Here is a 22042-nt window from a genome sequence, read left to right as displayed (position 1 = left end):
ATCCCTCCACAGCAGACGGCCTCAGACGGCTTATCCACCGTTCTGCTCCGGGCCGGGACGCGGTTCGAGCGCCGACTAGACTGGGTGACCGTGTCAGATACCACGGAGATCACCGAATCCGCCGTCGCGGCAGCGGTGGATGCGGCCCTCGCCGCCATCGACGCCGCCAGCGACTCGGCGGCCCTGAAGACGGTGCGCCACGACCACACGGCGGAAGGCTCGCCGCTCGCCCGCCTGAACGCGGGCATCCGCTCGCTCCCCGGCGACCAGAAGGCCGCGGCGGGCAAGCTGGTCGGCAGCGCCCGCGCTCGCGTCAACCAGGCGTTCGCCGCCAAGGAGGCCGAGATCGCCTCCGCCGAGGAGGCCGCGCAGCTCGCTGCCGAGACGGTCGACGTCACGGCGCTGCCCTCGCGCTGGACGCCCGGCGCACGCCACCCGCTGAGCCTGCTGCAGGAGCGCATCGCCGACGTCTTCGTCGGCATGGGCTGGGAGGTCGCGGAAGGCCCCGAGCTCGAGAGCGAGTGGTACAACTTCGACGCGCTCAACTTCGACGCCGACCACCCGGCGCGCGCGATGCAGGACACCTTCTTCGTCGAGCCGACGGATGCGCACCTGGTGATGCGCACGCACACCTCGCCGGTGCAGCTGCGCGCCCTGCTGGGCGACGAGCTGCCGGTGTACCGGATCGCGCCGGGCCGCGTATTCCGCACCGACGAGTTCGACGCGACCCACCTGCCCGTGTTCCACCAGACGGAGGGCATCGCGGTCGACAAGGGCCTCACGATGGCGCACCTGCGCGGCACCCTCGACCACTTCGTGAAGTCGCTGTTCGGCGACGAGGCGCGCGTGCGCCTGCGCCCCAACTACTTCCCGTTCACTGAGCCCAGCGCCGAACTCGACCTGTGGCATCCCTCGTTCAAGGGCGGCGCCCGGTGGATCGAGTGGGGCGGCTGCGGCATGGTCAACCCGAACGTGCTGCGCTCCGCGGGCATCGACCCCGACGTGTACTCGGGCTTCGCGTTCGGCATGGGCGTCGAGCGCGCCCTGATGTTCCGGAACGACGTCAAGGACATGCGCGACATGGCCGAGGGCGATGTCCGGTTCTCCCAGCAGTTCGGAATGGTGGTCTGATGCGCGTCCCCCTGAGTTGGCTCGGCGAGTTCGTCGACCTGGAGCCCGGAACGACCCCGGAGGAGGTGCATGCCGCCCTCGTGTCCGTCGGGCTCGAGGAGGAGGACATCCACACCTTCGAGCTCAGCGGGCCGATCGTCGTCGGCCAGGTGCTCGAGTTCGTCGAGGAACCGCAGAGCAACGGCAAGACCATCCGCTGGTGCCAGGTCCGCGTCGCGCCCGAGGGCGAGACCGCGGCCGACGGCGGCGCCGACGTGCGCGGCATCGTCTGCGGCGCTCGCAACTTCTTCGAGGGCGACAAGGTCGTCGTGACGCTCCCGGGTGCGGTGCTGCCCGGTCCGTTCCCGATCGCCGCCCGCAAGACCTACGGTCACATCTCCGACGGCATGATCGCGTCGGCGCGCGAGCTCGGTCTGGGCGAGGAGCACGACGGCATCCTGCGGCTCGCGACGCTCGGACTCGACCCGGAGGTCGGCGCCGACGCGGTGTCGCTGCTGGGGCTCGACGACGCGGCTGTCGAGGTGAACGTCACGCCCGATCGCGGCTACGCGTTCTCCATCCGCGGCATTGCACGCGAGTACTCGCACGCGACGGGTGCGGCGTTCCGCGACCCCGCGGAGGCCGTGCCGGTGAGCACGGGGGATGCGCACGCGAGCGGCTTCAGCGTGACGATCGAGGACACCGCACCGATCCGCGGCCGGGTGGGGGCGAGCGTGTTCGTCACCCGCGTCGTCCGCGACGTCGACGGCTCCCGCCGCACCCCCGCGTGGATGATCGCGCGCCTCAAGCTCGCCGGCATCCGCTCGATCTCGCTGATCGTCGACATCACCAACTACGTGATGCTCGAGCTCGGCCAGCCGATCCACGGCTACGACCTGGACAGGCTGTCGGGCGGCATCGTCGTGCGCCGGGCCGCCCCCGGCGAGACCCTGGTCACGCTCGACGACCAGACGAGGAAGCTCGACCCGGAAGACCTGGTGATCGCCGACGACTCCGGTGCGATCGGCCTCGCCGGCGTCATGGGCGGAGCCTCGACGGAGATCCGCGAGGGCACGCGCAACGTGCTGATCGAGGCGGCGAACTTCGACCCGGTGTCCATCGCACGCACGGCCCGCCGTCACAAGCTCCCGAGCGAGGCGTCCAAGCGGTTCGAGCGCGGCGTCGACCCGCAGGTGGCCGTCGCCGCGGCTGCCCGCGTCGTGCAGCTGCTCGAGCAGCTCGCGGGCGGCCACGCCGACGAGCTCGGCTCGCTCCTCGACGCCTCGGAGGAGGCGGACCCCATCCGGCTTCCGGAGGGCTACATCTCCTCGCTGATCGGCGTCGACTTCTCCGACGACGAGGTGCGCGGTGCGCTCGCCGAGATCGGCGGTACGGTCACCGAGACCGAGGGCGGCCTGCTCGTGGTCCCGCCCACGTGGCGTCCGGACCTGCGCGACAAGTCCGACCTGGCGGAGGAGGTCGCCCGCATCCTGGGCTACGACCGCATCCCGTCCGTCCTGCCGGTGGCTCCTCCCGGCCGTGGCCTCACGCGCGAGCAGCGGCTGCGCCGCGCCGTCGCGCAGACGCTCGCGGACAACGGCGCCACCGAGGTGCTGTCGTTCCCGTTCGTCAGCGAGGCGCAGAACGACCGCTTCGGCCTGCCCGAGGTGTCGGGCCACGTGCCCGCCGTCCGCCTGGCCAACGCCCTCGACGCGACCGCGCCGTACCTGCGCACCTCGCTCCTCCCGGGGCTGCTCGACGTCGCGAAGCGGAACCTGGCCCGCGGCCTGGTCGACCTCCGCGTGTACGAGCTGGGCACGGTGTTCCGCCCCTCCGACGGCTCGATCGGCAGCGAGACGCTCCCGCCGGGCGCCGCGCTGCCCGGACCGGACATCCTCGCCGGCCTGAACGCCGGCATCCCGGCCCAGCCGCGGCACCTCGCCGGACTGGTCGTCGGCGACGCGGTCGAGAAGCAGCCGGGGACGCCTCCGGTGCCCGCCGGCCTCGTGGATGCGCTCGACATGGTCCGCCAGACCGCCGCCGCCGTCGGCGTCACCGTCGACCTCGAGCAGTCGTCCCACCAGGCGCTGCACCCCGGGCGCACCGCCCGGCTGCTGGCACTCGGCGCGGACGGCTCGTCCACGCCCGTCGGCTACGCCGGAGAGCTCCTTCCCGTGCTCGCGCACGAGCTCGACCTGCCGCGCGTCGTCGCCGTGTTCGAGCTCGACTTGGATGCGCTGATCTCCGTCGCTCCGCCGGAGGTCGTGGCGGGCGTCATCGCCGGCTTCCCGGCGGCGACGCAGGACCTGTCGCTCGTCGTGCCGCTCGATGTCCCGGCCGGGGACGTGCTCCGTGCGGTCCGCGAGGGCGCAGGACCCCTGCTCGAGGACATCCGCCTGGTCGACGACTACCGCGGCCCCGGCCTGCCCGAGGGACGCAAGAGCCTGACCTTCGCCCTCCGCTTCCGCGCCGACGACCGCACCCTCACGGCGGCGGAGGCGAGCGAGGCCAAGCTGGCCGGCTCCGCCCGCGCGGGCGACCTCTTCGGCGCCACCATCCGCGAGTAGCCGCCCGCGGCGCCGCCGCGGGCGGCGACTGCTGCCGTTCGGAACGTCTGCGCCTGCGCGAGCAGCCGCAGACGTTACGGGAGGCAGCAGTCGCGGCGCCGGCGCTGGTCAGGCGCCGCGAGCGTGATTGTCGAGGTACTCGTCGAGTGCGCGGCGTGCCAGCTCGGACGTCCTGATTCCGAGCTCGTGAGCCAGCTGCTCCGCCTCCCGCTTCCGCGGGGTGCGGAATTGCAGCACGGGGGAGACGCTGCCGTCGCCGCCCAGCGACTTACGGCCGGGAACGAGGTTGGCGGCACGCCGAGCAAGCGCTTCGGCACGCTCCTCGGTCAGTCGCTCGCCGTCGGGCGCGAGGAACTCCTCGGTGTCGAGGTCGATGTCGGAGATGCGGGCGTCCGGCCCGACCACGAAGTCGCGTGGATCCGTCGTCATGAGGTCCTCCTCCACTCTGTCGGCATCGCGTGGATCACGGCGAGACCATCGCCGCGGTCGTTGGGCACGGCGATGATCTCCAGCTCGACACCGCGATCGTCGCGACCGACGTACCGGAGAGCGTCGCCCTCTGCGGTCGGCTCTCCCGCATCCATCATCGCCGCCAAAATGTGTGCATTTCCGATTCGGTGCTTCCGCGCGGACCGGGTCACGCGAATCAGCACGCATCGATTGTGTCATACACATACGGAGATGGCTAGGCCCGCTTGACGACGCCGGTGTCGTCGCATGCGGGATCGCCGGCGGCACGCGCGACCGCGCGGCGCCCGGATTTGGCGGGGGCCGGGGAGGGAGCGCTAGGGTTGTCCCATGCTTTCCGTCCGGCGCACCGCTTCGACGCGTGCGGCATTCGCCGCCCGCGCCCTGCGCCGACGCCTGCGCGACCGCCGAAGCTAGGCGGCGTTCCGGGCGGTCCTCGAGTTGTGGATCGACGTGGGCGCCGCCGTCGCCGAGACACCTGTCGTCCACTCGAAAAGGAAGAAGCATGACTTTCTCGGTCGCTGTCGCAGGCGCATCCGGATACGCGGGCGGTGAGCTGCTGCGCATCCTCGCCGGGCACCCCGACTTCGAGATCCGCACGGTCACCGCGCACCAGAACGCCGGTCACCCGCTGATCGCCCACCAGCCGCACCTGCGCTCGCTCGCGCACCTGACGCTGCTCGAGACCACGGCGGAGAACCTCGCCGGTCACGACGTCGTGTTCCTGGCGCTGCCGCACGGCGCGTCCGGTGAGATCGCCGCGCAGCTGCCCGACGACACCGTCGTCGTGGACTGCGGCGCCGACCACCGGCTCGAAGACCCGGCCGACTGGGCGGCGTTCTACAGCGGCGAGCACTTCGGCGCCTGGGCGTACGGCGTGCCCGAGCTGCCGCTCGCCACGGACGCAGCAGCAGGCAGCGTCGACGCGCCCGCGGCAGGCACGCACGCCGCCAGCACCGCCCCCACCGGCAAGCAGCGCGACGCCCTCCTCGGCGCCCGCCGCATCGCGGCCCCGGGCTGCAACGCCAGCGCGGTCTCCCTCGCGCTCGCCCCCGGCATCCGCGCCGGAGTCATCGACGACGAGGACATCGTCGCGGTGCTCGCGGTCGGCCCGTCCGGCGCGGGCAAGTCGCTGAAGACCATGTACCTGGCGAGCGAGATCCTCGGGTCCGCCAACCCGTACGGCGTCGGCGGCACGCACCGCCACATCCCGGAGATCCAGCAGAACCTCCGCAAGGCCGGGGCAGAGGCTCCGACCGTCAGCTTCACCCCGGTGCTCGTCCCGATGTCGCGCGGCATCCTGGCGACCTCCACCGCGCGTGTCCGGCCGGGCGTCACCGCCGAGCAGGTGCAGGCCGTCTGGGAGGAGGCGTACGCGGACGAGCCGTTCGTGCACGTGCTCCCCGCGGGGACGCTGCCGCGCACCGCGGACGTGCTCGGCGCCAACACGGTGCTGATCGGCGTCGCGCTCGACGCGGCCGCGGGTCGCGTCGTCACCGTGCTCGCCCTCGACAACCTGTACAAGGGGACGGCCGGCGCGGCCATCCAGTCCGTCAACATCGCCCTCGGCCTCGACGAGACGACGGGCCTGACCGTGAACGGAGTCGCGCCGTGAGCGTCACCGCAGCATCCGGATTCGCCGCGGCCGGTGTCGTCGCCGGCCTGAAGTCGAGCGGTGCCCGCGATCTCGCGCTGGTGCAGAATCGCGGCCCGCTCAACGCCGCCGCGGCCGTGTTCACCACGAACCGGTGCAAGGCGAACCCGGTGCTGTGGAGCGAGCAGGTGATCCAGGACGGCGTGGTGTCCGCGATCGTCCTCAACTCCGGAGGCGCGAACTGCTACACCGGAGCGCAGGGCTTCCAGACGACCCACGCCACCGCGGAGGCCGTCGCCAGCGAACTCGGCGTCTCCGCCGGCGACGTGCTGGTCTGCTCCACCGGCCTGATCGGGGAGCAGCTGCCCCTCGACGCACTGCTCGGCGGTGTCTCGTCCGCCGCCGCAGCGCTGGCCCCCGACGCCGGTCTCGGCGCTGCGGAGGCCATCATGACCACCGACACGCGCCCCAAGCAGTCCGAGTACCGCTCGCCGGACGGCTGGACCGTCGGCGGCATGGCGAAGGGCGCCGGGATGCTCGCGCCCGGCCTCGCGACGATGCTCGTCGTCATCACCACCGACGCCGTGCTCACCTCCGAGCAGCTGGACCGGGCGCTGCGCTCCGCGACTCGGGTGACGTTCGACCGCCTCGACTCCGACGGCTGCATGTCCACCAACGACACCGTCGCGCTGCTCGGCTCTGGCGCGAGCGGCGTGGAACCCGACGAGTCCGACTTCGCGTCGGCCCTCACCGCCGTCTGCCGCGACCTGGCCGAGCAGCTGCAGGCCGACGCCGAGGGCGCCTCGCACGACATCTCCATCGAGGTGCTCAACGCTCGCTCCGAGGACGACGCGGTGGTCGTCGGACGCGCCGTCTCGCGCAGCAACCTCTTCAAGGCGGCCATCTTCGGCAACGACCCGAACTGGGGCCGCGTGCTGGCGGCGGTCGGTACGACGGATGCCGAGTTCGACCCGTACGGCATCGACGTCGCGATCAACGGCGTGCAGGTGTGCACCGCCGGTGAGCCGGACCAGCCCCGGGAGCTCGTCGACCTGACGCCGCGGAAGGTGCACGTGCTCATCGACCTGCACGCGGGCGACGAGACCGCGACCATCCTGACCAACGACCTCACGCACGACTACGTGCACGAGAACAGCGCGTACGCGAGCTGATGGCGATGGCGGAGAACGTGACGACCGAGGACGCGGAACGGGCGGCGACGGAGCACGCCGCCGCAGCGGAGAAGGCGGCGACCCTGATCGAGTCGCTGCCCTGGCTCAAGGCCTTCCACGACCGGATCATCGTCGTGAAGTTCGGCGGCAATGCCATGGTGAACGAGGAGCTCCAGCGTACGTTCGCCGAGGACATGGTCTATCTGCGCTACGCCGGGCTCCGCCCGGTGGTCGTGCACGGGGGTGGGCCGCAGATCTCCGCGATGCTCGACCGGCTCGGCATCGCCTCCGAGTTCCGCGGCGGCTACCGCGTGACCACGCCGGAGGCGATGGAGGTGGTCCGGATGGTGCTGACCGGCCGGATCAACCGCGACATCGTCGGCAACATCAACAAGCACGGGCCGCTCGCGGCCGGGCTCTCGGGCGAGGACGCCGGTCTCTTCCAGGGCCGCCGGCGCGCGGCGGTGATCGACGGCGAGGAGGTCGACCTCGGCCTGGTCGGCGACGTCGTGGCCGTGGACCCGGAGGCGGTGCTCGCACAGCTGGCGGCCGGCCGCATCCCGGTCGTGTCGTCGATCGCACCGGACATCGACGACGCGAGCCAGGCGCTCAACGTCAACGCCGACGCGGCCGCGGCCGCGCTGGCCGTGGCGCTCGGGGCGGCGAAGCTGGTGATCCTCACCGACGTCGCCGGGCTCTACAGCGACTGGCCGGACCGCGACTCGCTGCTGTCCAAGATCGCGGCGGATGAGCTGCGCGAGCTGCTGCCGTCGCTCGAGTCGGGGATGATCCCGAAGATGGCCGCCTGCCTGGATGCGGTCGACGGCGGGGTCGCGAAGGCTGCGATCATCGACGGACGGGTTCCGCACTCGATCCTGCTCGAAGTCTTCACGCAGTCCGGAATCGGGACGGAGGTGGTGCCCGCGTGAGCGAGGCACTGGAGGAGAACGTGACGATCAACACCGAAGAGTGGCGCGACGGGGCCTGGAAGGGCCCGTTCACCGACGCCATCATGCGCACACTGGCGACGCCGAAGCGGATGCTCGTCCGCGGCGAGGGCTGCCGGGTGTGGGACATCGACGGCACCGAGTACCTCGACTTCCTCGCGGGCATCGCGGTGAACGCGCTCGGGCACGCGCATCCTGCCCTGGTGGATGCGGTGAGCAGCCAGATCGGGACGCTCGCCCACGTCTCCAACTACTTCTCGACACCGCCGCAGCTCCAGCTGGCCGAGCGCCTGCGCGTCATCACCGGCGCAGGCCCGCAGGGCCGGGTGCTGTTCGGCAACTCGGGCGCCGAGGCGAACGAGGCGGCCTTCAAGCTGGCGCGCCTGAACCGCGGACCGCACGGCCGCCGCACGCGTGTGGTCGCGCTGCACAACGCCTTCCACGGGCGCACCATGGGTTCGCTCGCCCTCACCGGCAAGCCGCCGATGCGCGAGGCCTTCGAGCCGCTCCCGGGCGGGGTCGTGCACATCGACTCCACCATCGCGGCGCTCGAGGCGGCCATCGACGACCATGTCGCCGCCCTCTTCGTGGAGCCGATCAAGGGCGAGGCGGGCGTGCTCGACCTCCCGGACGGCTTCCTGCGCCGGGCTCGCGAGCTCACCGAGCAGCACGGCGTGCTGCTGATCATCGACGAGATCCAGACCGGCATCGGACGGACCGGCGAGTGGTTCGCTTACCAGCACGCCGGAATCGTCCCCGACGCCGTCACGGTGGCGAAGGGGCTTGCGGGCGGCGTGCCGATCGGCGCGCTCGTCACGTTCGGCTGGGCCTCCGATCTGTTCTCGCAGGGCCAGCACGGCTCGACGTTCGGCGGCAACCCGCTGGCGACGGCCGCCGGCAACGCGGTCCTGACCGAGATCGAGCGGTCCGACCTGGTCGGCAACGCCGCGCGCCGCGGCGAGGAGCTCAAGCAGATCATCCGCGGCTTCGGCTCGCCGCTGATCGGCGACGTGCGCGGGCACGGGCTGCTGATCGGCATCGGGCTGACCGACGGCGAGGCGCACCGGCTCTCGGACGCGGCACTCTCCCAGGGGCTGATCATCAATGCACCGAACGAGTCGAGCATCCGCCTGGCCCCTCCGCTGATCGTCGGCGACACCGAGATCGCCGACTTCCGCGAGCGGTTCGGCCGCGCCCTCGCCTCCCTCTGACCACACCCTCCTTCCCGAACCCTGACGAAAGGGCGCCAGCATGACCCGGCACTTCCTCCGCGACGACGATCTCTCGCCCGCCGAGCAGGCCGAGGTGCTGCGCCTCGCGGCCGACCTCAAGCGCGACCGCTTCTCGGCGAAGCCGCTCGCCGGGCCGCAGACGGTCGCCGTGATCTTCGACAAGACGTCGACCCGCACCCGTGTGTCGTTCGCCGTCGGCATCGCCGACCTGGGCGGCAGCCCGCTGATCATCCAGAGCGGCGAGAGCCAGCTCGGCGGCAAGGAGTCGCTCGCGGACACGGCCCGGGTGCTGGAGCGCCAGGTGGCGGCGATCGTGTGGCGCACCTTCGCGCAGGCCGGGCTGGAGGAGATGGCCGCGGGGACGCGCGTCCCGGTCGTGAACGCCCTGTCGGACGACTTCCACCCCTGCCAGATCCTGGCCGACCTGCTGACCGTGCAGGAGCACAAGGGCGAGCTCGGCGGCCTGACGATGAGCTACTTCGGCGACGGCGCCAACAACATGGCGCACTCCTACCTGCTCGGCGGCGCCACCGCGGGCATGCACGTCCGCATCGCCGCCCCCGCCGCGTATGCGCCGTCCGACGCGGTCGTCGCGGACGCCCGCGCGATCGCCGAGCGCACCGGCGGCTCCGTGACCGTGCTCACCGACCCGGCGGAGGCCGCGGCCGGCGCGGACGTCGTCGTCACCGACACCTGGGTGTCGATGGGCAAGGAGGACGAGAAGGCCGAGCGGGTCGCCGTCTTCGGCGACTACACGGTCGACTCCCGCCTGATGGGGCTGGCGGATCCCGACGCGATCTTCCTGCACTGCCTCCCGGCCTACCGCGGCTACGAGGTCAGCGCGGAGGTGCTCGACGGCCCGCAATCGGTGATCTGGGACGAGGCCGAGAACCGTCTGCACGCCCAGAAGGCCCTGCTCGCCTGGCTGCTCGCGAAGAACACGGAGGCCGCCGCATGACCGACAGCACCGAACGGACGCCGTCGGGCGTCGGCCGCACCGGCGAGGGCTCCCTCTGGGGCGGCCGCTTCGCCGGCGGCCCCTCGCCCGAGCTGGCGGCCCTCAGCAAGTCGACCCACTTCGACTGGGAGCTGGCCGCCTACGACATCGCCGGCTCCCGGGCGCACGCCAAGGCGCTGGCGGCCGCCGGCTACCTGACGCCGGAGGAGCTCGACGGGATGCTGTCCGCCCTCGACGCCCTCGACCGCGACGTCGCCTCCGGCGCGTTCGCCGCGCTCGAGACCGACGAGGATGTGCACGGCGCCCTGGAGCGCGGGCTCATCGAGCGTGCGGGCGCCGACCTCGGCGGCAAGCTCCGGGCCGGCCGCAGCCGCAACGACCAGATCGCCACGCTCATCCGCCTCTACCTCCGCGACCACGCCGGCGTCATCGCCGAGCAGCTGATCGCCCTGGTGGATGCCATCGCATCCCAGGCGGGCGCGCATCCCGCCGCCGTCATGCCGGGCCGGACGCACCTGCAGCACGCGCAGCCCGTGCTGCTCGCCCACCACCTGCTCGCGCACTGCTGGCCGCTGGTGCGCGACCTCGACCGTCTCGCCGACTGGGATGCGCGGGCGAACGTCTCGCCGTACGGCTCGGGAGCGCTGGCCGGCTCGACGCTCGGGCTGGATCCGCTGCTCGTCGCCCGCGAGCTCGGCTTCGCCCGCAGCTCCGAGAACTCCATCGACGGCACCGCGGCTCGGGATGTGGTGGCCGAGTTCGCCTTCGTCGCCGCGCAGATCGGCGTGGACCTGTCGCGCTTCGCCGAGGAGATCATCCTCTGGAACACGCGCGAGTTCGGCTTCGTCACCCTCGACGACGGCTACTCGACCGGGTCGTCGATCATGCCGCAGAAGAAGAACCCCGACATCGCGGAACTCGCCCGCGGCAAGGCGGGCCGGCTGATCGGCAACGCCACCGGCCTCCTCACCACGCTGAAGGGCCTCCCGCTCGCGTACAACCGCGACCTGCAGGAGGACAAGGAGCCGGTGTTCGACTCGGTGCGCACGCTCGAGACGGTGCTGCCCGCTTTCACCGGGATGGTCGCGACACTGCGCTTCCACACCGACCGGATGGCGGAGCTCGCCCCGCAGGGCTTCTCGCTCGCCACGGATGTCGCCGAGTGGCTGGTGAAGCGCCACGTGCCGTTCCGCACCGCACACGAGCTGAGCGGCAGCCTGGTGCGCGTCGCGGAGGAGAACGGGCTGGAGCTGCACGAGGTGTCCGACGAGCAGCTCGCGGCGGTCTCGCCCCTGCTGACCCCCGAGGTGCGCTCGGTGCTCTCCGTCGAGGGTTCCGTCGCGAGCCGCGACGGCGTCGGGGGCACCGCGCCCGACCGGGTCGCGGAGCAGCTCGCCGCCCTCACCGAGCACGTGCGCAAGGCCGCCCTCCACCTGCACGCCTCGCGACGGGACCTCGTCTGATGGCCCGCTTCGCCCCGGAGCGCAAGCGCCCCTGGATCATCCCGGCCATCGTCGTCGTGGCGGTCGTCGTGGTCGTGGTCGGCCTGATCGTGACCGTCGCCGCGGGCGGCCGGATCTTCTGACGTGACGCTGTACCGGCCCGAGCGCGACGAGTTCCTGGCGTCGTCGCTGGAGGTCGCGCCGCGGCTGCTCGGCGCCGTGCTGCGCCACGAGTCGCCGGAGGGCGCCGTCGCGATCCGCATCACCGAGGTGGAGGCGTACATCGGCGACGGGCTGGACCCCGGCTCGCACGCCTTCCGCGGTCGCACCAAGCGCAACGCCGTCATGTACGGCGCGCCCGGGCACATCTACACGTACTTCACCTACGGGATGCACGTCTGCGCGAACATCGTCTGCTCACCGGAGGGGGAGGCCTCCGCTGTGCTGCTCCGCGCCGGTGAGGTGGTCGAGGGGGAGGACCTCGCCGAGCGGCGCCGCGTCGGGGCCAGCGGGCGCCTCATCCCGCACCGCGATCTCGCCCGGGGGCCGGCACGGCTGGTCGTCGCCGCGGGCATGAGCCTCGCGGACGACGGAGCCGACCTGTACCGGCCGCCGTTCGAACTCCTGCTGCCGGCCGAGCAGGCGGAGTACGCGACCGGCCCCCGCACGGGAGTCTCCGGCGCGGGAGGCGGGCTGGCGTTCCCGTGGCGCTACTGGCTGCCGGGTGACCCGACCGTGTCGCCGTACAAGCGGCATCCGAAGTCGGACGACTGACGCGGTCGAGCGGAGCGGGTCAGCCCGCCACGATCCGGAACACACCGGCGCAGGCGCACGCCCAGATGACGCTCGTCAGGGTGCCGATGATGAAACGCTCCCGCGCCTCCGCCTCGTCCAGCTCGGTGAACCGGCCGACACCCTTGATGGCGATCAGCACGGCCAGCCCCTCCGGGAAGCCCGCCATGATCGTCCCGGCGGCGGCGAGCCGCTCCAGCAGGCCGATCGTCGTGCCGCCGCGGAGGACTTCGCGGGTGGTGGTCCCGCCCTCCGCGGTCATCGCCCGCACCAGGATGCCGCCGTGCGCGCTCGGTTCGACCGAGCTCCGGGTCGCGAGAGCGAGCACCAGCTGGGACACCGGCCAGCCGCCGAGGACGGCCAGAGCGAGAGCCACGACGCCGATCAGCAGCCGCACGGCGAGCGGCGCATGCTGCGCCGGGATCAGGACCACGACGAAAGCCGCCGCGAGCAGGCCTGCCGCCGCGTACACCAAGGGGCGTCGCGGCGTCCGGAGGGTGGCCGCGATGCAGCCGAGCGACGCGAGGAGCAGGAGGAGGGCGAGCACCCAGAGCGCCTGCGGCGCCGTCTGGGCGAACAGCACGGGGAGCGGCGGCCAGGCCATCGTCATGCGTCCTCCTCCTCCTCCTCCTCCGGTTTCTGCGGAGCGCTCTGCGCCGCGTCGGCTCGTTCCAACAGCCTAGTGAGCGCAGGCAGCGCCGCCAGTTCGGCGCGAAGCCCCGCCGCTCGGGCCCGATCGCTCGCCGACTGGGGCGTGATACCCAGGCGTGCACCCGCTTCCGCCTGCGTGAGGCCCGCCGAGACCAGGTCGTAGAGCTCCCACCCGGCGCGGGTGCGGCCCTCGCGCAGCGTCAGCAGCAGGGTGAGGAGCGCCTCCACGTCGGCCGCGGCGTCCTCGTCCGCGACGGCCGCGGCGGCGAAGCGGGCCAGCGTCCGCTTGGCGCGGGAGACGGCGGAGCGGGCGGCGATGAACGCGTCGCCCGTCGCCTCACGGGTGTTCTCCGGCAGGGGGAGGCGGACGGCGCCGACACCGAGTCCGACGCTCCAGACGCCCTCGCGGGTGAGGTGCAGGACGAGATCGAGGGCGGCGCCGGCATCGGCCGTGAGCAGTTGCAGCTCGTCGCCGGCGTTCCTGTCGGGCGGCAGGGTCAGGCGCGCAGCGTAGCGGGCGTCGATGGTCTCGATCTCCGGCGCGACGATGTCGGCACGTCGTCTGCTGTCGACCTGGTCGGCGGTGATCACGAACATCGCGTCTCCTTCATCAGGGCTGCTGGCCTGATGGCGAGTGTATCAGGTCCAGAGGCCTGATGTACAGGAGATCAGGTCTGGCGCCCTGATCAGCCGATCGACCCTGCCGCTTTCCGGCCCGGGCCCGCTGCTAGCCTGGACGGGTGTCCGAAACCGCCCTCTCCGGCCTGACCGCCCAGTCCAACGACGCGTCCTTCGACGACGTCTGGGATGAGCTCGTCTGGCGCGGGCTCATCCACGTGTCGACGGATGAGGCCGCGCTGAAAGAGCTCCTGTCCGGGGAGCCGATCACCTATTACTGCGGTTTCGACCCGACGGCACCGAGCCTCCACCTGGGGAACCTGGTGCAGCTGCTCACCATGCGCCGCCTGCAGCTGGCCGGCCACCGCCCGCTGGGCCTCGTCGGCGGCTCCACCGGGCTCATCGGCGACCCGCGGCCGACGGCCGAGCGCACGCTGAACACGAAGGAGACCGTCGCCGAGTGGGTGGGCTACCTGCAGGCGCAGGTCACGCGCTTCCTCTCCGACGAGGGTGACAGCGCCGTGCGCCTGGTGAACAACCTCGACTGGACGGCGCCGATGTCGGCGATCGACTTCCTGCGCGAGATCGGCAAGCACTTCCGCGTCGGCACCATGCTGAAGAAGGATGCGGTCGCCGCGCGTCTCAACTCCGACGAGGGCATCTCGTACACCGAGTTCAGCTACCAGATCCTGCAGGGGATGGACTTCCTGGAGCTGTACCGCCAGTACGGGTGCGTGCTGCAGACCGGCGGCAGCGACCAGTGGGGCAACCTGACCAGCGGAACCGAGCTCATCCGCAAGGTCGAGGGCGTCCACGTGCACGCCATCGGCACGCCGCTGATCACGAACAGCGACGGCACCAAGTTCGGCAAGAGCGAGGGCAATGCGGTCTGGCTCGACCCGGCGCTGACGTCGCCGTACGCGATGTACCAGTTCTGGCTCAACACCGACGACGCCGACGTGATCGACCGGCTCAAGGTGTTCACGTTCCTGACGCGCGCCGAGATCGACGAGCTGGCGCAGAAGGTCGCCGACGAGCCGTTCAAGCGCGAGGCGCAGCGCCGCCTGGCGTTCGAGGTGACCGCGCTGGTGCACGGCGTCGAGGCGACCGAGGCGGCCATCGCGGCCTCGCAGGCGCTGTTCGGGCAGGGCGAGCTGACCGACCTCGACACGGTGACGCTCGAGGCCGCCCTCCGGGAGCTGCCCAACACCACGACGACCGAGCCCTCGGCAACGGTGGCGCAGACGCTGGTCGACACCGGGCTGACGTCGAGCCTCAGCGAGGCCCGCCGGGCGGTCGCGCAGGGCGGCGTGTACGTCAACAACACGAAGGTCGAGGATGCGGACCAGCCCATCGGCGCCGACGTGCTCCCGGGCGACATGGTCGTGCTGCGACGCGGGAAGAAGACGCTCGCGGGTGTCTTCGTCGCGTGACGGGCTGACGTACGGTGGGGTCATGACGGACGAACCGCACGGCGACGACGAGGACGGCCTCGTCGACCGCCTGGAGGTGATCGAAGGCCAGCCGCTCGACGCGCGCGCGGACGCCTACGCCCAGCTGCACGAGCAGCTCCGCCGCACCCTGGAGGGCGACGACGGCCATGGCCGCTGAGCGCCGCCTCGACGTGGCGCTCGCGGAACGCGGTCTGGCGCGCTCGCGCTCGCACGCCGCGGCGGTCATCGCCGAGGGCCTGGTGACGGTGGATGGACGTCCCGCCGTGCGGCCGTCGCTCAAGGTCGGTGACGACCAGCGCATCGAGGTCGCCGGCGCGGACCACTACGTGAGCCGCGGGGCCCACAAGCTGATCGCCGCGCTCGACGCCTTCGGCATCGACCCGGCCGGCCGGGTCGCGCTCGACGCGGGAGCGTCCACCGGCGGCTTCAGCCAGGTGCTCCTGGAGCGCGGCGCCGCCCGGGTGATCGCGGTGGATGTGGGGCACGGCCAGCTCTCGCCGGCCCTCGCCGGCGAGGACCGGCTCCGGTCGTACGAGGGCGTGAACGTCCGGTCGCTCACCGCCGACGCGCTCGCATCCCTCACCGGCGACGACGCCCGTCCGGACCTGGTCGTGGCCGACCTGTCGTTCATCTCGCTCACCCAGGTGCTTCCCGCGCTCGTGGCGACGGCCGCGCGCGGCGCGGACTTCGTCGTGCTGATCAAGCCGCAGTTCGAGGTGGGCAGGCAGGGCATCCGCGAGGGCGTCGTGAAGGACGCCGGCCTGCGGGCGGACGCGGTGTCCGACGTGCTCTGGGCGGCCCACGACGCGGGCCTCGGGACGGCCGGGCTCATCGCCTCGCCGATCGCCGGAGGGCACGGGAACAGGGAGTTCCTGGCCTGGCTGCGCAGCGGCGCTCCCGACCCGTCGGAACGCCGCGAGGAGATCGCAAGACTTTCGCGCTAGGTGAACGTTCTCCACAAACCCGGCCTGCGGCCTCGTCCTCGGCGAGAAAACAGACAGAATGGGAGGACGGCTTTCGAGAGGAGGGGACGTGACACTGATGGGTGCAGCGACGCGGTACATCCTCGTCGTCGCGCACACCGGTCGTCAGGACTCCCTCGAGGCGGGTGTCCGGGTGTCCCGGCAGCTGCTCGACGCGGGCGTCGTCCCGGTGCTGAGCGCGGACGAGCGCAGGGACATCCTGGAGGCGGACCCGTCGCTCGACGCGGTGCTCGTGCTGGGCGACGACGTTCCGGCCAGCGAGCTCGAACTGGTGATCGTGCTGGGCGGCGACGGCACCATCCTGCGCGCGGCCGAACTGGTGCGGGGATGCTCGGCGCCGCTTCTCGGCGTGAACCTCGGCCATGTCGGCTTCCTGGCCGAGAGCGAGCGCGACGACCTGGAGACCGCGGTGGCCCGCGGGCTCGCCAAGGACTACGAGGTGGAGGAGCGCATGACGCTCTCCGCCCGGGTCAAGGTGGGCCGCGAGGTCGTCTACGAGAGCTGGGCCCTCAACGAGGCGACGGTCGAGAAGGCCAGCCGCGAGCGGATGCTCGAGGTCGTCATCGAGGTCGACGGCCGTCCGATGTCGAGCTTCGGCTGCGACGGCGTCGTCATGTCGACGCCCACCGGCTCGACCGCGTACTCCTTCTCCGCCGGCGGCCCGGTCGTGTGGCCGGGCGTCGCCGCGCTGCTGCTGGTGCCGCTGAGCGCGCACGCCCTGTTCTCGCGTCCACTCGTCGTGGATGCCGACTCGTCCCTCGCCGTCGAACTGCTCGACCGCGCCGGGGGAGCGGGCATCCTCTGGTGCGACGGGCGCCGTCCCTTCGACCTGCCCCGCGGAGCCCGCGTGGTGGTGCGGCGCTCGCCCATCCCGGTGCGGCTCGCCCGGCTGCACCCCGGTCCGTTCACCGACCGGCTGGTGCACAAGTTCGACCTCCCCGTCACCGGTTGGAGGGGGCCGGCGGGCCGTGACTGACGCGCGCGGAGGCATCGAGGAGATCTCGATCAAAGACCTGGGCGTCATCGCCGACGCCTCCCTTCCGCTGGGGTCCGGTTTCACCGCGATCACCGGCGAGACCGGCGCGGGCAAGACCATGGTGGTGTCCGCCCTCGGCCTGCTGCTGGGCGAGCGCGCAGACTCGGGCGCCGTCCGCCTCGGCAGCCCGCAGGCGTGGGTGGAGGGCCGCTGGCGCGTGCCGTCGTCGGGCGACGTGGTCGAGCGCGTGCGCGACGCCGGGGGAGACGTGGATGCGATCGACGCCGCGGAGGCCGAGCTGGTGCTCAGCCGGTCGGTCTCGGCCGAGGGCCGCTCCCGGGCGGTCGTCGGCGGTCGCAGCGCGCCGGTCGCCGTGCTGACCGAGCTCGGTGAGCAGCTGGTGGTGGTGCACGGCCAGTCCGACCAGATCCGGCTGCGGTCCGCCGTCGCGCAGCGGGCCGCGCTCGACCGGTTCGCCGGCCCGGCGTTCGCCGAGGCGCTCGCCGCCTACGAGCAGGTCTGGAACCGCTGGCGCGACAACCGCGCGGAGCTCGACGAGCTGATCGCCGACCAGGACCGCCGCGCCCGTGAGGCCGACGACCTGCGCGCCGCGATGGCCGAGATCGAGTCCGTCGCCCCGCAGCCCGGTGAGGACGACGAGCTGGCCGACCGCGCCGAGCGACTGACCAACCTGGAGGAGCTGCGGCTCGCCGCCTCCGCCGCCCGCGAGCTGCTGAGCGCCGAGGAGTCGGAGGGGATGGATGCGCTGGGCCTGCTCGACAACGCGCGTCGCCAGCTCGAGCGCGTCGCGCCGCACGACAGCGCCCTGCAGCCGCTGGCGGAGTCCGTGGCCGAGGCGAACTACCTGATCTCGGACATCGCCGCCCAGCTGTCCACCTACCTGGCCGCGCTCGACGCGGACGGCGCGCAGGAGCTCGACGTCGTGCAGGCGCGCCGCTCCGAGCTCGCCGGCCTGGTGCGCAGGTACGGCCCGACACTCGACGACGTGATCCGCACGCTCGAGACCGGGAGCCTCCGTCTGCTCGAGCTCGACGGCGACGCCGACCGGATCGGCGAGCTGACCCGCGAGGTCGAGGACGACGCCGCCCTGGTGGCGGAGCTGGCGGCCGATCTGAGCGCTCAGCGGACGGCGGCCGCGGTCCGGCTCTCCGAGGCGGTCAGCGACGAGCTGTCGGCCCTCGCGATGCCGGATGCGCGCATCGTGGTGGAGGTGTCGCAGCGCGATCCGGAGGACCTCGGCACGTACAGCGCGACGGGACGCGACCAGGTCGCCATCCTGCTGCAGCCGCATCCGGGGGCCGAGCCGCGCGCGCTCGGCAAGGGCGCCTCCGGCGGCGAGCTGTCGCGGGTGATGCTCGCGATCGAGGTCGTGATCGCCGGCAGCGACCCGGTGCCGACGTTCATCTTCGACGAGGTGGATGCGGGCGTCGGCGGCGCCTCCGCCATCGAGATCGGGCGGCGGCTCGCCCGGCTCGCCGAGTCGGCGCAGGTGATCGTCGTGACGCACCTCGCCCAGGTCGCCGCCTTCGCGAACAACCACCTCACGGTCGTCAAGGGCAGCGACGGCGCGGTCACCGCCTCCAGCGTCCGCCGCCTGGACGGCGACGAGCGGATCGCCGAGATGGCGCGGCTGCTCTCCGGCCTCCCCGACTCCGAGAGCGGGCTCGCCCACGCCCGCGAACTGGTCGAGATGGCATCCGCCGCGCGACGCTGACCGGCCGTGGCGCGCGGGACGCGCATCCACAGGTGATAAGCTGAGAGCCCGTGGTGGATTATTCAGACGCGGGCCCTTCAAACGGCAAAAGTTCAACTAACGGCACTACCAAGCACATCTTCGTGACGGGTGGTGTCGTTTCTTCGTTGGGGAAGGGTCTCACAGCCGCCTCCCTCGGCAACCTCCTGACGGCCCGCGGTCTGCGGGTGGTCATGCAGAAGCTCGACCCCTACCTCAACGTGGACCCGGGGACGATGAACCCGTTCCAGCACGGCGAGGTCTTCGTGACCGACGACGGGGCCGAAACCGACCTCGACATCGGCCACTACGAGCGCTTCCTCGACATCAACCTCGGTCAGTCCGCCAACGTCACCACCGGCCAGATCTACTCGAACGTCATCGCCAAGGAGCGCCGCGGCGAGTACCTGGGCGACACCGTGCAGGTCATCCCGCACATCACCGACGAGATCAAGCGCCGGATGCGGCTGCAGGCGCAGCCCGGTCCGGACGGCGAGCCCGCACCCGACGTGATCATCACCGAGATCGGCGGCACGGTCGGCGACATCGAGTCGCAGCCGTTCATCGAGTCCGCTCGCCAGGTGCGCCACGAGCTGGGGCGCAAGAACTGCTTCTTCGTGCACGTCTCGCTCGTGCCGTTCATGAACGCCTCGGGCGAGCAGAAGACCAAGCCGACGCAGCACTCGGTCGCCGCGCTCCGCTCCATCGGCATCCAGCCGGACGCGCTGGTGCTGCGCAGCGACCGACCGGTCTCCGAGGGCAACAAGCGCAAGATCGCGCTGATGTGCGACGTGGACGAGCAGGCCGTCGTGAACGCGGTCGACGTCCCGAGCATCTACGACATCCCGACCATGCTGCACGAGCAGGGCCTCGACGCCTACATCATCGACCAGCTCGGCCTCGACAAGGCGAACGACGTCGACTGGGACGGCTGGGCGCGGCTCCTCGAGTCGGTGCACGACCCCAAGCACGAGGTGACGATCGGCCTGGTCGGCAAGTACATCGACCTGCCCGACGCGTACCTCTCCGTCACCGAGGCGCTGCGCGCGGGAGGCTTCGCGCACCGCACGAAGGTGAAGCTCAAGTGGATCCCGTCGGACGAGTGCCAGACGCCGGAAGGCGCCGCCGCGCAGCTGTCCGACGTCGACGCGATCTGCGTCCCGGGCGGATTCGGCGTGCGGGGCATCGAGGGCAAGGTGGGCGCCCTCCGATTCGCGCGTGAGAACGGCATCCCGGCGCTCGGGCTGTGCCTGGGCCTGCAGTGCATGGTCATCGAGTACGCGCGGCACGAGGCCGGCCTCGCCGGCGCGTCGTCGTCGGAGTTCGACCCGGAGACCGAGTTCCCGGTGATCGCGACCATGGCGGAGCAGGTGGACATCATCGCGGGCGGCGACCTGGGCGGCACCATGCGCCTCGGGCTCTACCCCGCGACCCTCGCCGAGGGCTCGCTGGTCGCGGAGCTGTACGGCGCGGACGAGGCGTCCGAGCGCCACCGCCACCGCTACGAGGTGAACAACAACTACCGCGAGCAGATCGCCGACGCCGGCCTCTGGTTCTCGGGCACCTCGCCCGACGGCCACCTGGTCGAGTACGTGGAGCTGCCGCGCGACGTGCACCCGTTCTACGTGGGCACCCAGGCGCACCCGGAGCTGCGCTCGCGCCCGAACCGCGCGCACCCGCTGTTCGCGGGCCTGGTCGGCGCGGCGCTCGACCGCCAGAAGGCGAGCCTGCTGTTCGAGGTCGCCGAGGCGGACGCCGAGATGGTGGCGGAGGCCTGATGGCCGACGCGCCCGGCGCCGACCTGAACGACCAGCCGTTCCGTCCCGAGATCGTGCGGTCGGAGACCGCCTTCGAGGGCAAGATCTGGAACGTGCGGCGCGACGTCTTCCGCTACAACGGCGAGGAGATCACGCGCGAGTACGTCGACCACACCGGCGCCGTCGGCATCCTCGCGATGGACGACGACGGTCAGGTGCTGCTCATCCGGCAGTACCGGCACCCGGTGCGCCACCGCGACTGGGAGATCCCGGCCGGGCTGCTCGACCAGCACGCCGAGGACCCGCTGACGGCGGCCCAGCGCGAGCTGAGCGAGGAGGCCGACCTCGAGGCCGACGAGTGGAACGTGCTCGCCGACGTCTTCACCAGTCCGGGCGGCAACGACGAGGCCATCCGGATCTACCTCGCCCGCGGCATCCGCTCGACCGGCTCCGCGTTCGCCCGCGAGGCGGAGGAGGCCGACATCGAGGTGCGCTGGGTCCCGCTCGACGAGGCGGTCGAGGCCGTGCTGCAGCGGCGCGTGCACAACGCGCCGCTCATCATCGCGCTGCTCGCGGCGCGCACCGCGCGGGAGCAGGACTGGAGCACGCTCGGCGCCGCCACCGAGCCCTGGCCGAGCCATCCCAAGCTGAGCAGATGACCGTCGCGGCCGATGTCGACGGGTTCCTCCGGCACGTCGCCATCGAGCGCGGGCTCTCGGCGAACACCGTCGCCGCCTACCGCCGCGACCTCGCGGTCTACGCGGCGTGGCTGGAACAGGAGGGCATCGGCGACGTGGGGCAGGTGACGCCCGCTACCCTGTCCGCTTTCGCCGTGCACCTCGGGACGCGCGAGGAGTCGCCGCTCACCGCATCCTCTCTGGCCCGGATGCTGTCGACGGTGCGGGGCTTCCACCGGTTCCTGCTCGACGAGGGCCGGGTCGAGGTGGATGCGTCCCGCGACCTGCGGCCGCCGAAGCTCCCCAGCCGGTTGCCCAAGGCGATCTCGGTGGAGCAGGTCTCGGCGCTGCTGGCGGCGACGGACGGCGACGATGTCGCCGCGCTGCGCGACAAGGCGCTGCTCGAGCTGATGTACGCCACCGGCGCTCGCGTCAGCGAGGCCGTCAACCTCAACGTGGACGACGTGATCGACTCCGACATCGTTCGCCTCACCGGCAAGGGCAGCAAGCAGCGGATCGTCCCGCTCGGCAGCTACGCGCAGGAGGCCGTGTCCGCCTACCTCGTGCGAGCACGGCCGGTGCTGTCGGCGAAGGGGAAGGCCACACCTGCTCTCTTCCTCGGGATGCGTGGCGCGCGACTCTCCCGGCAGAACGTCTGGCTCATCATCCGCGCAGCCGCCGAGCGGGCGAAGCTCGACGTCGAGATCTCGCCGCACACGCTGCGGCACTCCTTCGCCACGCACCTGCTGGCCGGCGGGGCAGACGTGCGCGTGGTGCAGGAGCTACTGGGCCACTCGTCGGTCGCGACGACGCAGATCTACACGCTGGTCACCGCCGACACCCTGCGCGACGTCTACGCGACCTCCCACCCCCGCGCCCGGTGAGTCTGCT

22 protein-coding genes are annotated in these 22042 nt (G+C 72.0%); 18 read left to right on the top strand and 4 right to left on the bottom strand.

The window, feature by feature from the left end; translation table 11 throughout:
- Window positions 1-90: 90 nt before the first annotated feature.
- Together pheS and pheT are read left to right on the top strand one after the other, a co-directional pair.
- Window positions 91-1131 (top strand): phenylalanine--tRNA ligase subunit alpha, encoded by a 1041-nt coding sequence (pheS, locus tag ACTJI1_RS08610; protein WP_440742306.1) that lies wholly within the window; start codon window positions 91-93, stop codon window positions 1129-1131.
- Window positions 1131-3677, top strand: coding sequence for a phenylalanine--tRNA ligase subunit beta (pheT, locus tag ACTJI1_RS08605; protein WP_440742305.1), 2547 nt, complete (start codon window positions 1131-1133; stop codon window positions 3675-3677). Before pheS ends, pheT begins: the two co-directional genes overlap by 1 nt.
- Window positions 3678-3785: 108 nt before the next feature.
- On the opposite strand, the gene ACTJI1_RS08600 is transcribed toward pheT, so the two are convergent.
- Both ACTJI1_RS08600 and ACTJI1_RS08595 read right to left on the bottom strand, forming a co-directional pair.
- On the bottom strand, window positions 3786-4106 hold the full coding sequence (locus ACTJI1_RS08600) for a hypothetical protein (RefSeq protein WP_440742304.1): 321 nt from the start codon (window positions 4104-4106) through the stop codon (window positions 3786-3788).
- Complete coding sequence (locus tag ACTJI1_RS08595) at window positions 4103-4330, bottom strand: hypothetical protein (protein ID WP_440742303.1); 228 nt, start codon at window positions 4328-4330, stop codon at window positions 4103-4105. The genes ACTJI1_RS08600 and ACTJI1_RS08595 overlap by 4 nt, the downstream gene beginning before the upstream one ends.
- Window positions 4331-4650: 320 nt before the next feature.
- Between ACTJI1_RS08595 and ACTJI1_RS08590 the strand changes: the two genes are divergently transcribed.
- From ACTJI1_RS08590 to ACTJI1_RS08555, 8 genes are all read left to right on the top strand, one after another.
- On the top strand, window positions 4651-5760 hold the full coding sequence (locus tag ACTJI1_RS08590) for an N-acetyl-gamma-glutamyl-phosphate reductase (protein ID WP_440742302.1): 1110 nt from the start codon (window positions 4651-4653) through the stop codon (window positions 5758-5760).
- Window positions 5757-6911, top strand: coding sequence for a bifunctional glutamate N-acetyltransferase/amino-acid acetyltransferase ArgJ (gene argJ / locus ACTJI1_RS08585; RefSeq protein ID WP_440742301.1), 1155 nt, complete (start codon window positions 5757-5759; stop codon window positions 6909-6911). Before ACTJI1_RS08590 ends, argJ begins: the two co-directional genes overlap by 4 nt.
- Before the next feature lie 5 nt (window positions 6912-6916).
- Window positions 6917-7840 (top strand): acetylglutamate kinase, encoded by a 924-nt coding sequence (gene argB / locus ACTJI1_RS08580; RefSeq protein WP_310128001.1) that lies wholly within the window; start codon window positions 6917-6919, stop codon window positions 7838-7840.
- 83 nt (window positions 7841-7923) lie between these two features.
- Window positions 7924-9069, top strand: coding sequence for an acetylornithine transaminase (locus tag ACTJI1_RS08575; RefSeq protein WP_440742834.1), 1146 nt, complete (start codon window positions 7924-7926; stop codon window positions 9067-9069).
- A gap of 40 nt (window positions 9070-9109) precedes the next feature.
- Window positions 9110-10048, top strand: a complete 939-nt coding sequence (gene argF / locus ACTJI1_RS08570) for an ornithine carbamoyltransferase (protein ID WP_440742300.1) — start codon at window positions 9110-9112, stop codon at window positions 10046-10048.
- Window positions 10045-11511, top strand: a complete 1467-nt coding sequence (argH, locus tag ACTJI1_RS08565; RefSeq protein WP_440742299.1) for an argininosuccinate lyase — start codon at window positions 10045-10047, stop codon at window positions 11509-11511. Before argF ends, argH begins: the two co-directional genes overlap by 4 nt.
- Window positions 11511-11633 (top strand): hypothetical protein, encoded by a 123-nt coding sequence (locus ACTJI1_RS08560; protein WP_440742298.1) that lies wholly within the window; start codon window positions 11511-11513, stop codon window positions 11631-11633. The genes argH and ACTJI1_RS08560 overlap by 1 nt, the downstream gene beginning before the upstream one ends.
- Window position 11634: 1 nt before the next feature.
- Window positions 11635-12264, top strand: coding sequence for a DNA-3-methyladenine glycosylase (locus ACTJI1_RS08555; protein ID WP_440742297.1), 630 nt, complete (start codon window positions 11635-11637; stop codon window positions 12262-12264).
- 19 nt (window positions 12265-12283) lie between these two features.
- Here ACTJI1_RS08555 and ACTJI1_RS08550 read toward each other — a convergent pair whose 3' ends face one another.
- Both ACTJI1_RS08550 and ACTJI1_RS08545 read right to left on the bottom strand, forming a co-directional pair.
- Window positions 12284-12892 (bottom strand): hypothetical protein, encoded by a 609-nt coding sequence (locus ACTJI1_RS08550; RefSeq protein WP_440742296.1) that lies wholly within the window; start codon window positions 12890-12892, stop codon window positions 12284-12286.
- Window positions 12889-13530, bottom strand: coding sequence for a DNA-binding protein (locus ACTJI1_RS08545; protein WP_440742295.1), 642 nt, complete (start codon window positions 13528-13530; stop codon window positions 12889-12891). Before ACTJI1_RS08545 ends, ACTJI1_RS08550 begins: the two co-directional genes overlap by 4 nt.
- A gap of 143 nt (window positions 13531-13673) precedes the next feature.
- Here ACTJI1_RS08545 and tyrS point away from each other — a divergent pair, with 143 nt between their 5' ends.
- The 8 genes from tyrS (at window position 13674) to xerD (ending at window position 22035) form a co-directional block, all read left to right on the top strand.
- On the top strand, window positions 13674-14984 hold the full coding sequence (gene tyrS / locus ACTJI1_RS08540) for a tyrosine--tRNA ligase (protein ID WP_440742294.1): 1311 nt from the start codon (window positions 13674-13676) through the stop codon (window positions 14982-14984).
- A gap of 22 nt (window positions 14985-15006) precedes the next feature.
- A complete protein-coding gene (locus ACTJI1_RS08535) occupies window positions 15007-15162 on the top strand; it encodes a hypothetical protein (protein WP_310128011.1) in 156 nt (51 codons plus the stop codon).
- Complete coding sequence (locus ACTJI1_RS08530) at window positions 15152-15949, top strand: TlyA family RNA methyltransferase (protein WP_440742293.1); 798 nt, start codon at window positions 15152-15154, stop codon at window positions 15947-15949. Before ACTJI1_RS08535 ends, ACTJI1_RS08530 begins: the two co-directional genes overlap by 11 nt.
- A 97-nt stretch (window positions 15950-16046) precedes the next feature.
- Window positions 16047-16964: an NAD kinase gene (locus ACTJI1_RS08525; protein ID WP_440742833.1), complete on the top strand. Its 918-nt coding sequence runs from the start codon at window positions 16047-16049 to the stop codon at window positions 16962-16964.
- Complete coding sequence (gene recN / locus ACTJI1_RS08520) at window positions 16957-18699, top strand: DNA repair protein RecN (RefSeq protein ID WP_310128014.1); 1743 nt, start codon at window positions 16957-16959, stop codon at window positions 18697-18699. Before ACTJI1_RS08525 ends, recN begins: the two co-directional genes overlap by 8 nt.
- Before the next feature lie 50 nt (window positions 18700-18749).
- Window positions 18750-20495: a CTP synthase gene (locus ACTJI1_RS08515; RefSeq protein ID WP_396427043.1), complete on the top strand. Its 1746-nt coding sequence runs from the start codon at window positions 18750-18752 to the stop codon at window positions 20493-20495.
- Entirely contained in the window at window positions 20495-21133 is a 639-nt protein-coding gene (locus tag ACTJI1_RS08510; RefSeq protein ID WP_440742292.1) for an NUDIX domain-containing protein, read from the top strand. The genes ACTJI1_RS08515 and ACTJI1_RS08510 overlap by 1 nt, the downstream gene beginning before the upstream one ends.
- Window positions 21130-22035, top strand: coding sequence for a site-specific tyrosine recombinase XerD (gene xerD / locus ACTJI1_RS08505; RefSeq protein ID WP_440742291.1), 906 nt, complete (start codon window positions 21130-21132; stop codon window positions 22033-22035). The genes ACTJI1_RS08510 and xerD overlap by 4 nt, the downstream gene beginning before the upstream one ends.
- The last annotated feature ends 7 nt before the right edge of the window (window positions 22036-22042 follow it).

The organism is Leifsonia sp. 22587 (assembly GCF_052044215.1).
Lineage (GTDB): Bacteria > Actinomycetota > Actinomycetes > Actinomycetales > Microbacteriaceae > Leifsonia > Leifsonia shinshuensis_C.
Note: the sequence above shows the minus strand (reverse complement) of the source record. Positions and strands in the feature narration are given on the sequence as shown.

Bases quoted from the DNA above. Each gene is read 5' to 3' on its own strand.
- argH (WP_440742299.1), top strand. From the start codon at position 10,045: ATGACCGACAGCACCGAACGGACGCCGTCGGGCGTCGGCCGCACCGGC.
- ACTJI1_RS08560 (WP_440742298.1), top strand. From the start codon at position 11,511: ATGGCCCGCTTCGCCCCGGAGCGCAAGCGCCCCTGGATCATCCCGGCC.
- ACTJI1_RS08530 (WP_440742293.1), top strand. From the start codon at position 15,152: ATGGCCGCTGAGCGCCGCCTCGACGTGGCGCTCGCGGAACGCGGTCTG.
- ACTJI1_RS08550 (WP_440742296.1), bottom strand. From the start codon at position 12,892: ATGACGATGGCCTGGCCGCCGCTCCCCGTGCTGTTCGCCCAGACGGCG.
- ACTJI1_RS08535 (WP_310128011.1), top strand. From the start codon at position 15,007: ATGACGGACGAACCGCACGGCGACGACGAGGACGGCCTCGTCGACCGC.
- argB (WP_310128001.1), top strand. From the start codon at position 6,917: ATGGCGGAGAACGTGACGACCGAGGACGCGGAACGGGCGGCGACGGAG.
- ACTJI1_RS08545 (WP_440742295.1), bottom strand. From the start codon at position 13,530: ATGTTCGTGATCACCGCCGACCAGGTCGACAGCAGACGACGTGCCGAC.
- argF (WP_440742300.1), top strand. From the start codon at position 9,110: ATGACCCGGCACTTCCTCCGCGACGACGATCTCTCGCCCGCCGAGCAG.
- ACTJI1_RS08590 (WP_440742302.1), top strand. From the start codon at position 4,651: ATGACTTTCTCGGTCGCTGTCGCAGGCGCATCCGGATACGCGGGCGGT.
- ACTJI1_RS08575 (WP_440742834.1), top strand. From the start codon at position 7,924: ATGCGCACACTGGCGACGCCGAAGCGGATGCTCGTCCGCGGCGAGGGC.
- pheT (WP_440742305.1), top strand. From the start codon at position 1,131: ATGCGCGTCCCCCTGAGTTGGCTCGGCGAGTTCGTCGACCTGGAGCCC.
- xerD (WP_440742291.1), top strand. From the start codon at position 21,130: ATGACCGTCGCGGCCGATGTCGACGGGTTCCTCCGGCACGTCGCCATC.
- ACTJI1_RS08525 (WP_440742833.1), top strand. From the start codon at position 16,047: ATGGGTGCAGCGACGCGGTACATCCTCGTCGTCGCGCACACCGGTCGT.
- ACTJI1_RS08600 (WP_440742304.1), bottom strand. From the start codon at position 4,106: ATGACGACGGATCCACGCGACTTCGTGGTCGGGCCGGACGCCCGCATC.
- ACTJI1_RS08510 (WP_440742292.1), top strand. From the start codon at position 20,495: ATGGCCGACGCGCCCGGCGCCGACCTGAACGACCAGCCGTTCCGTCCC.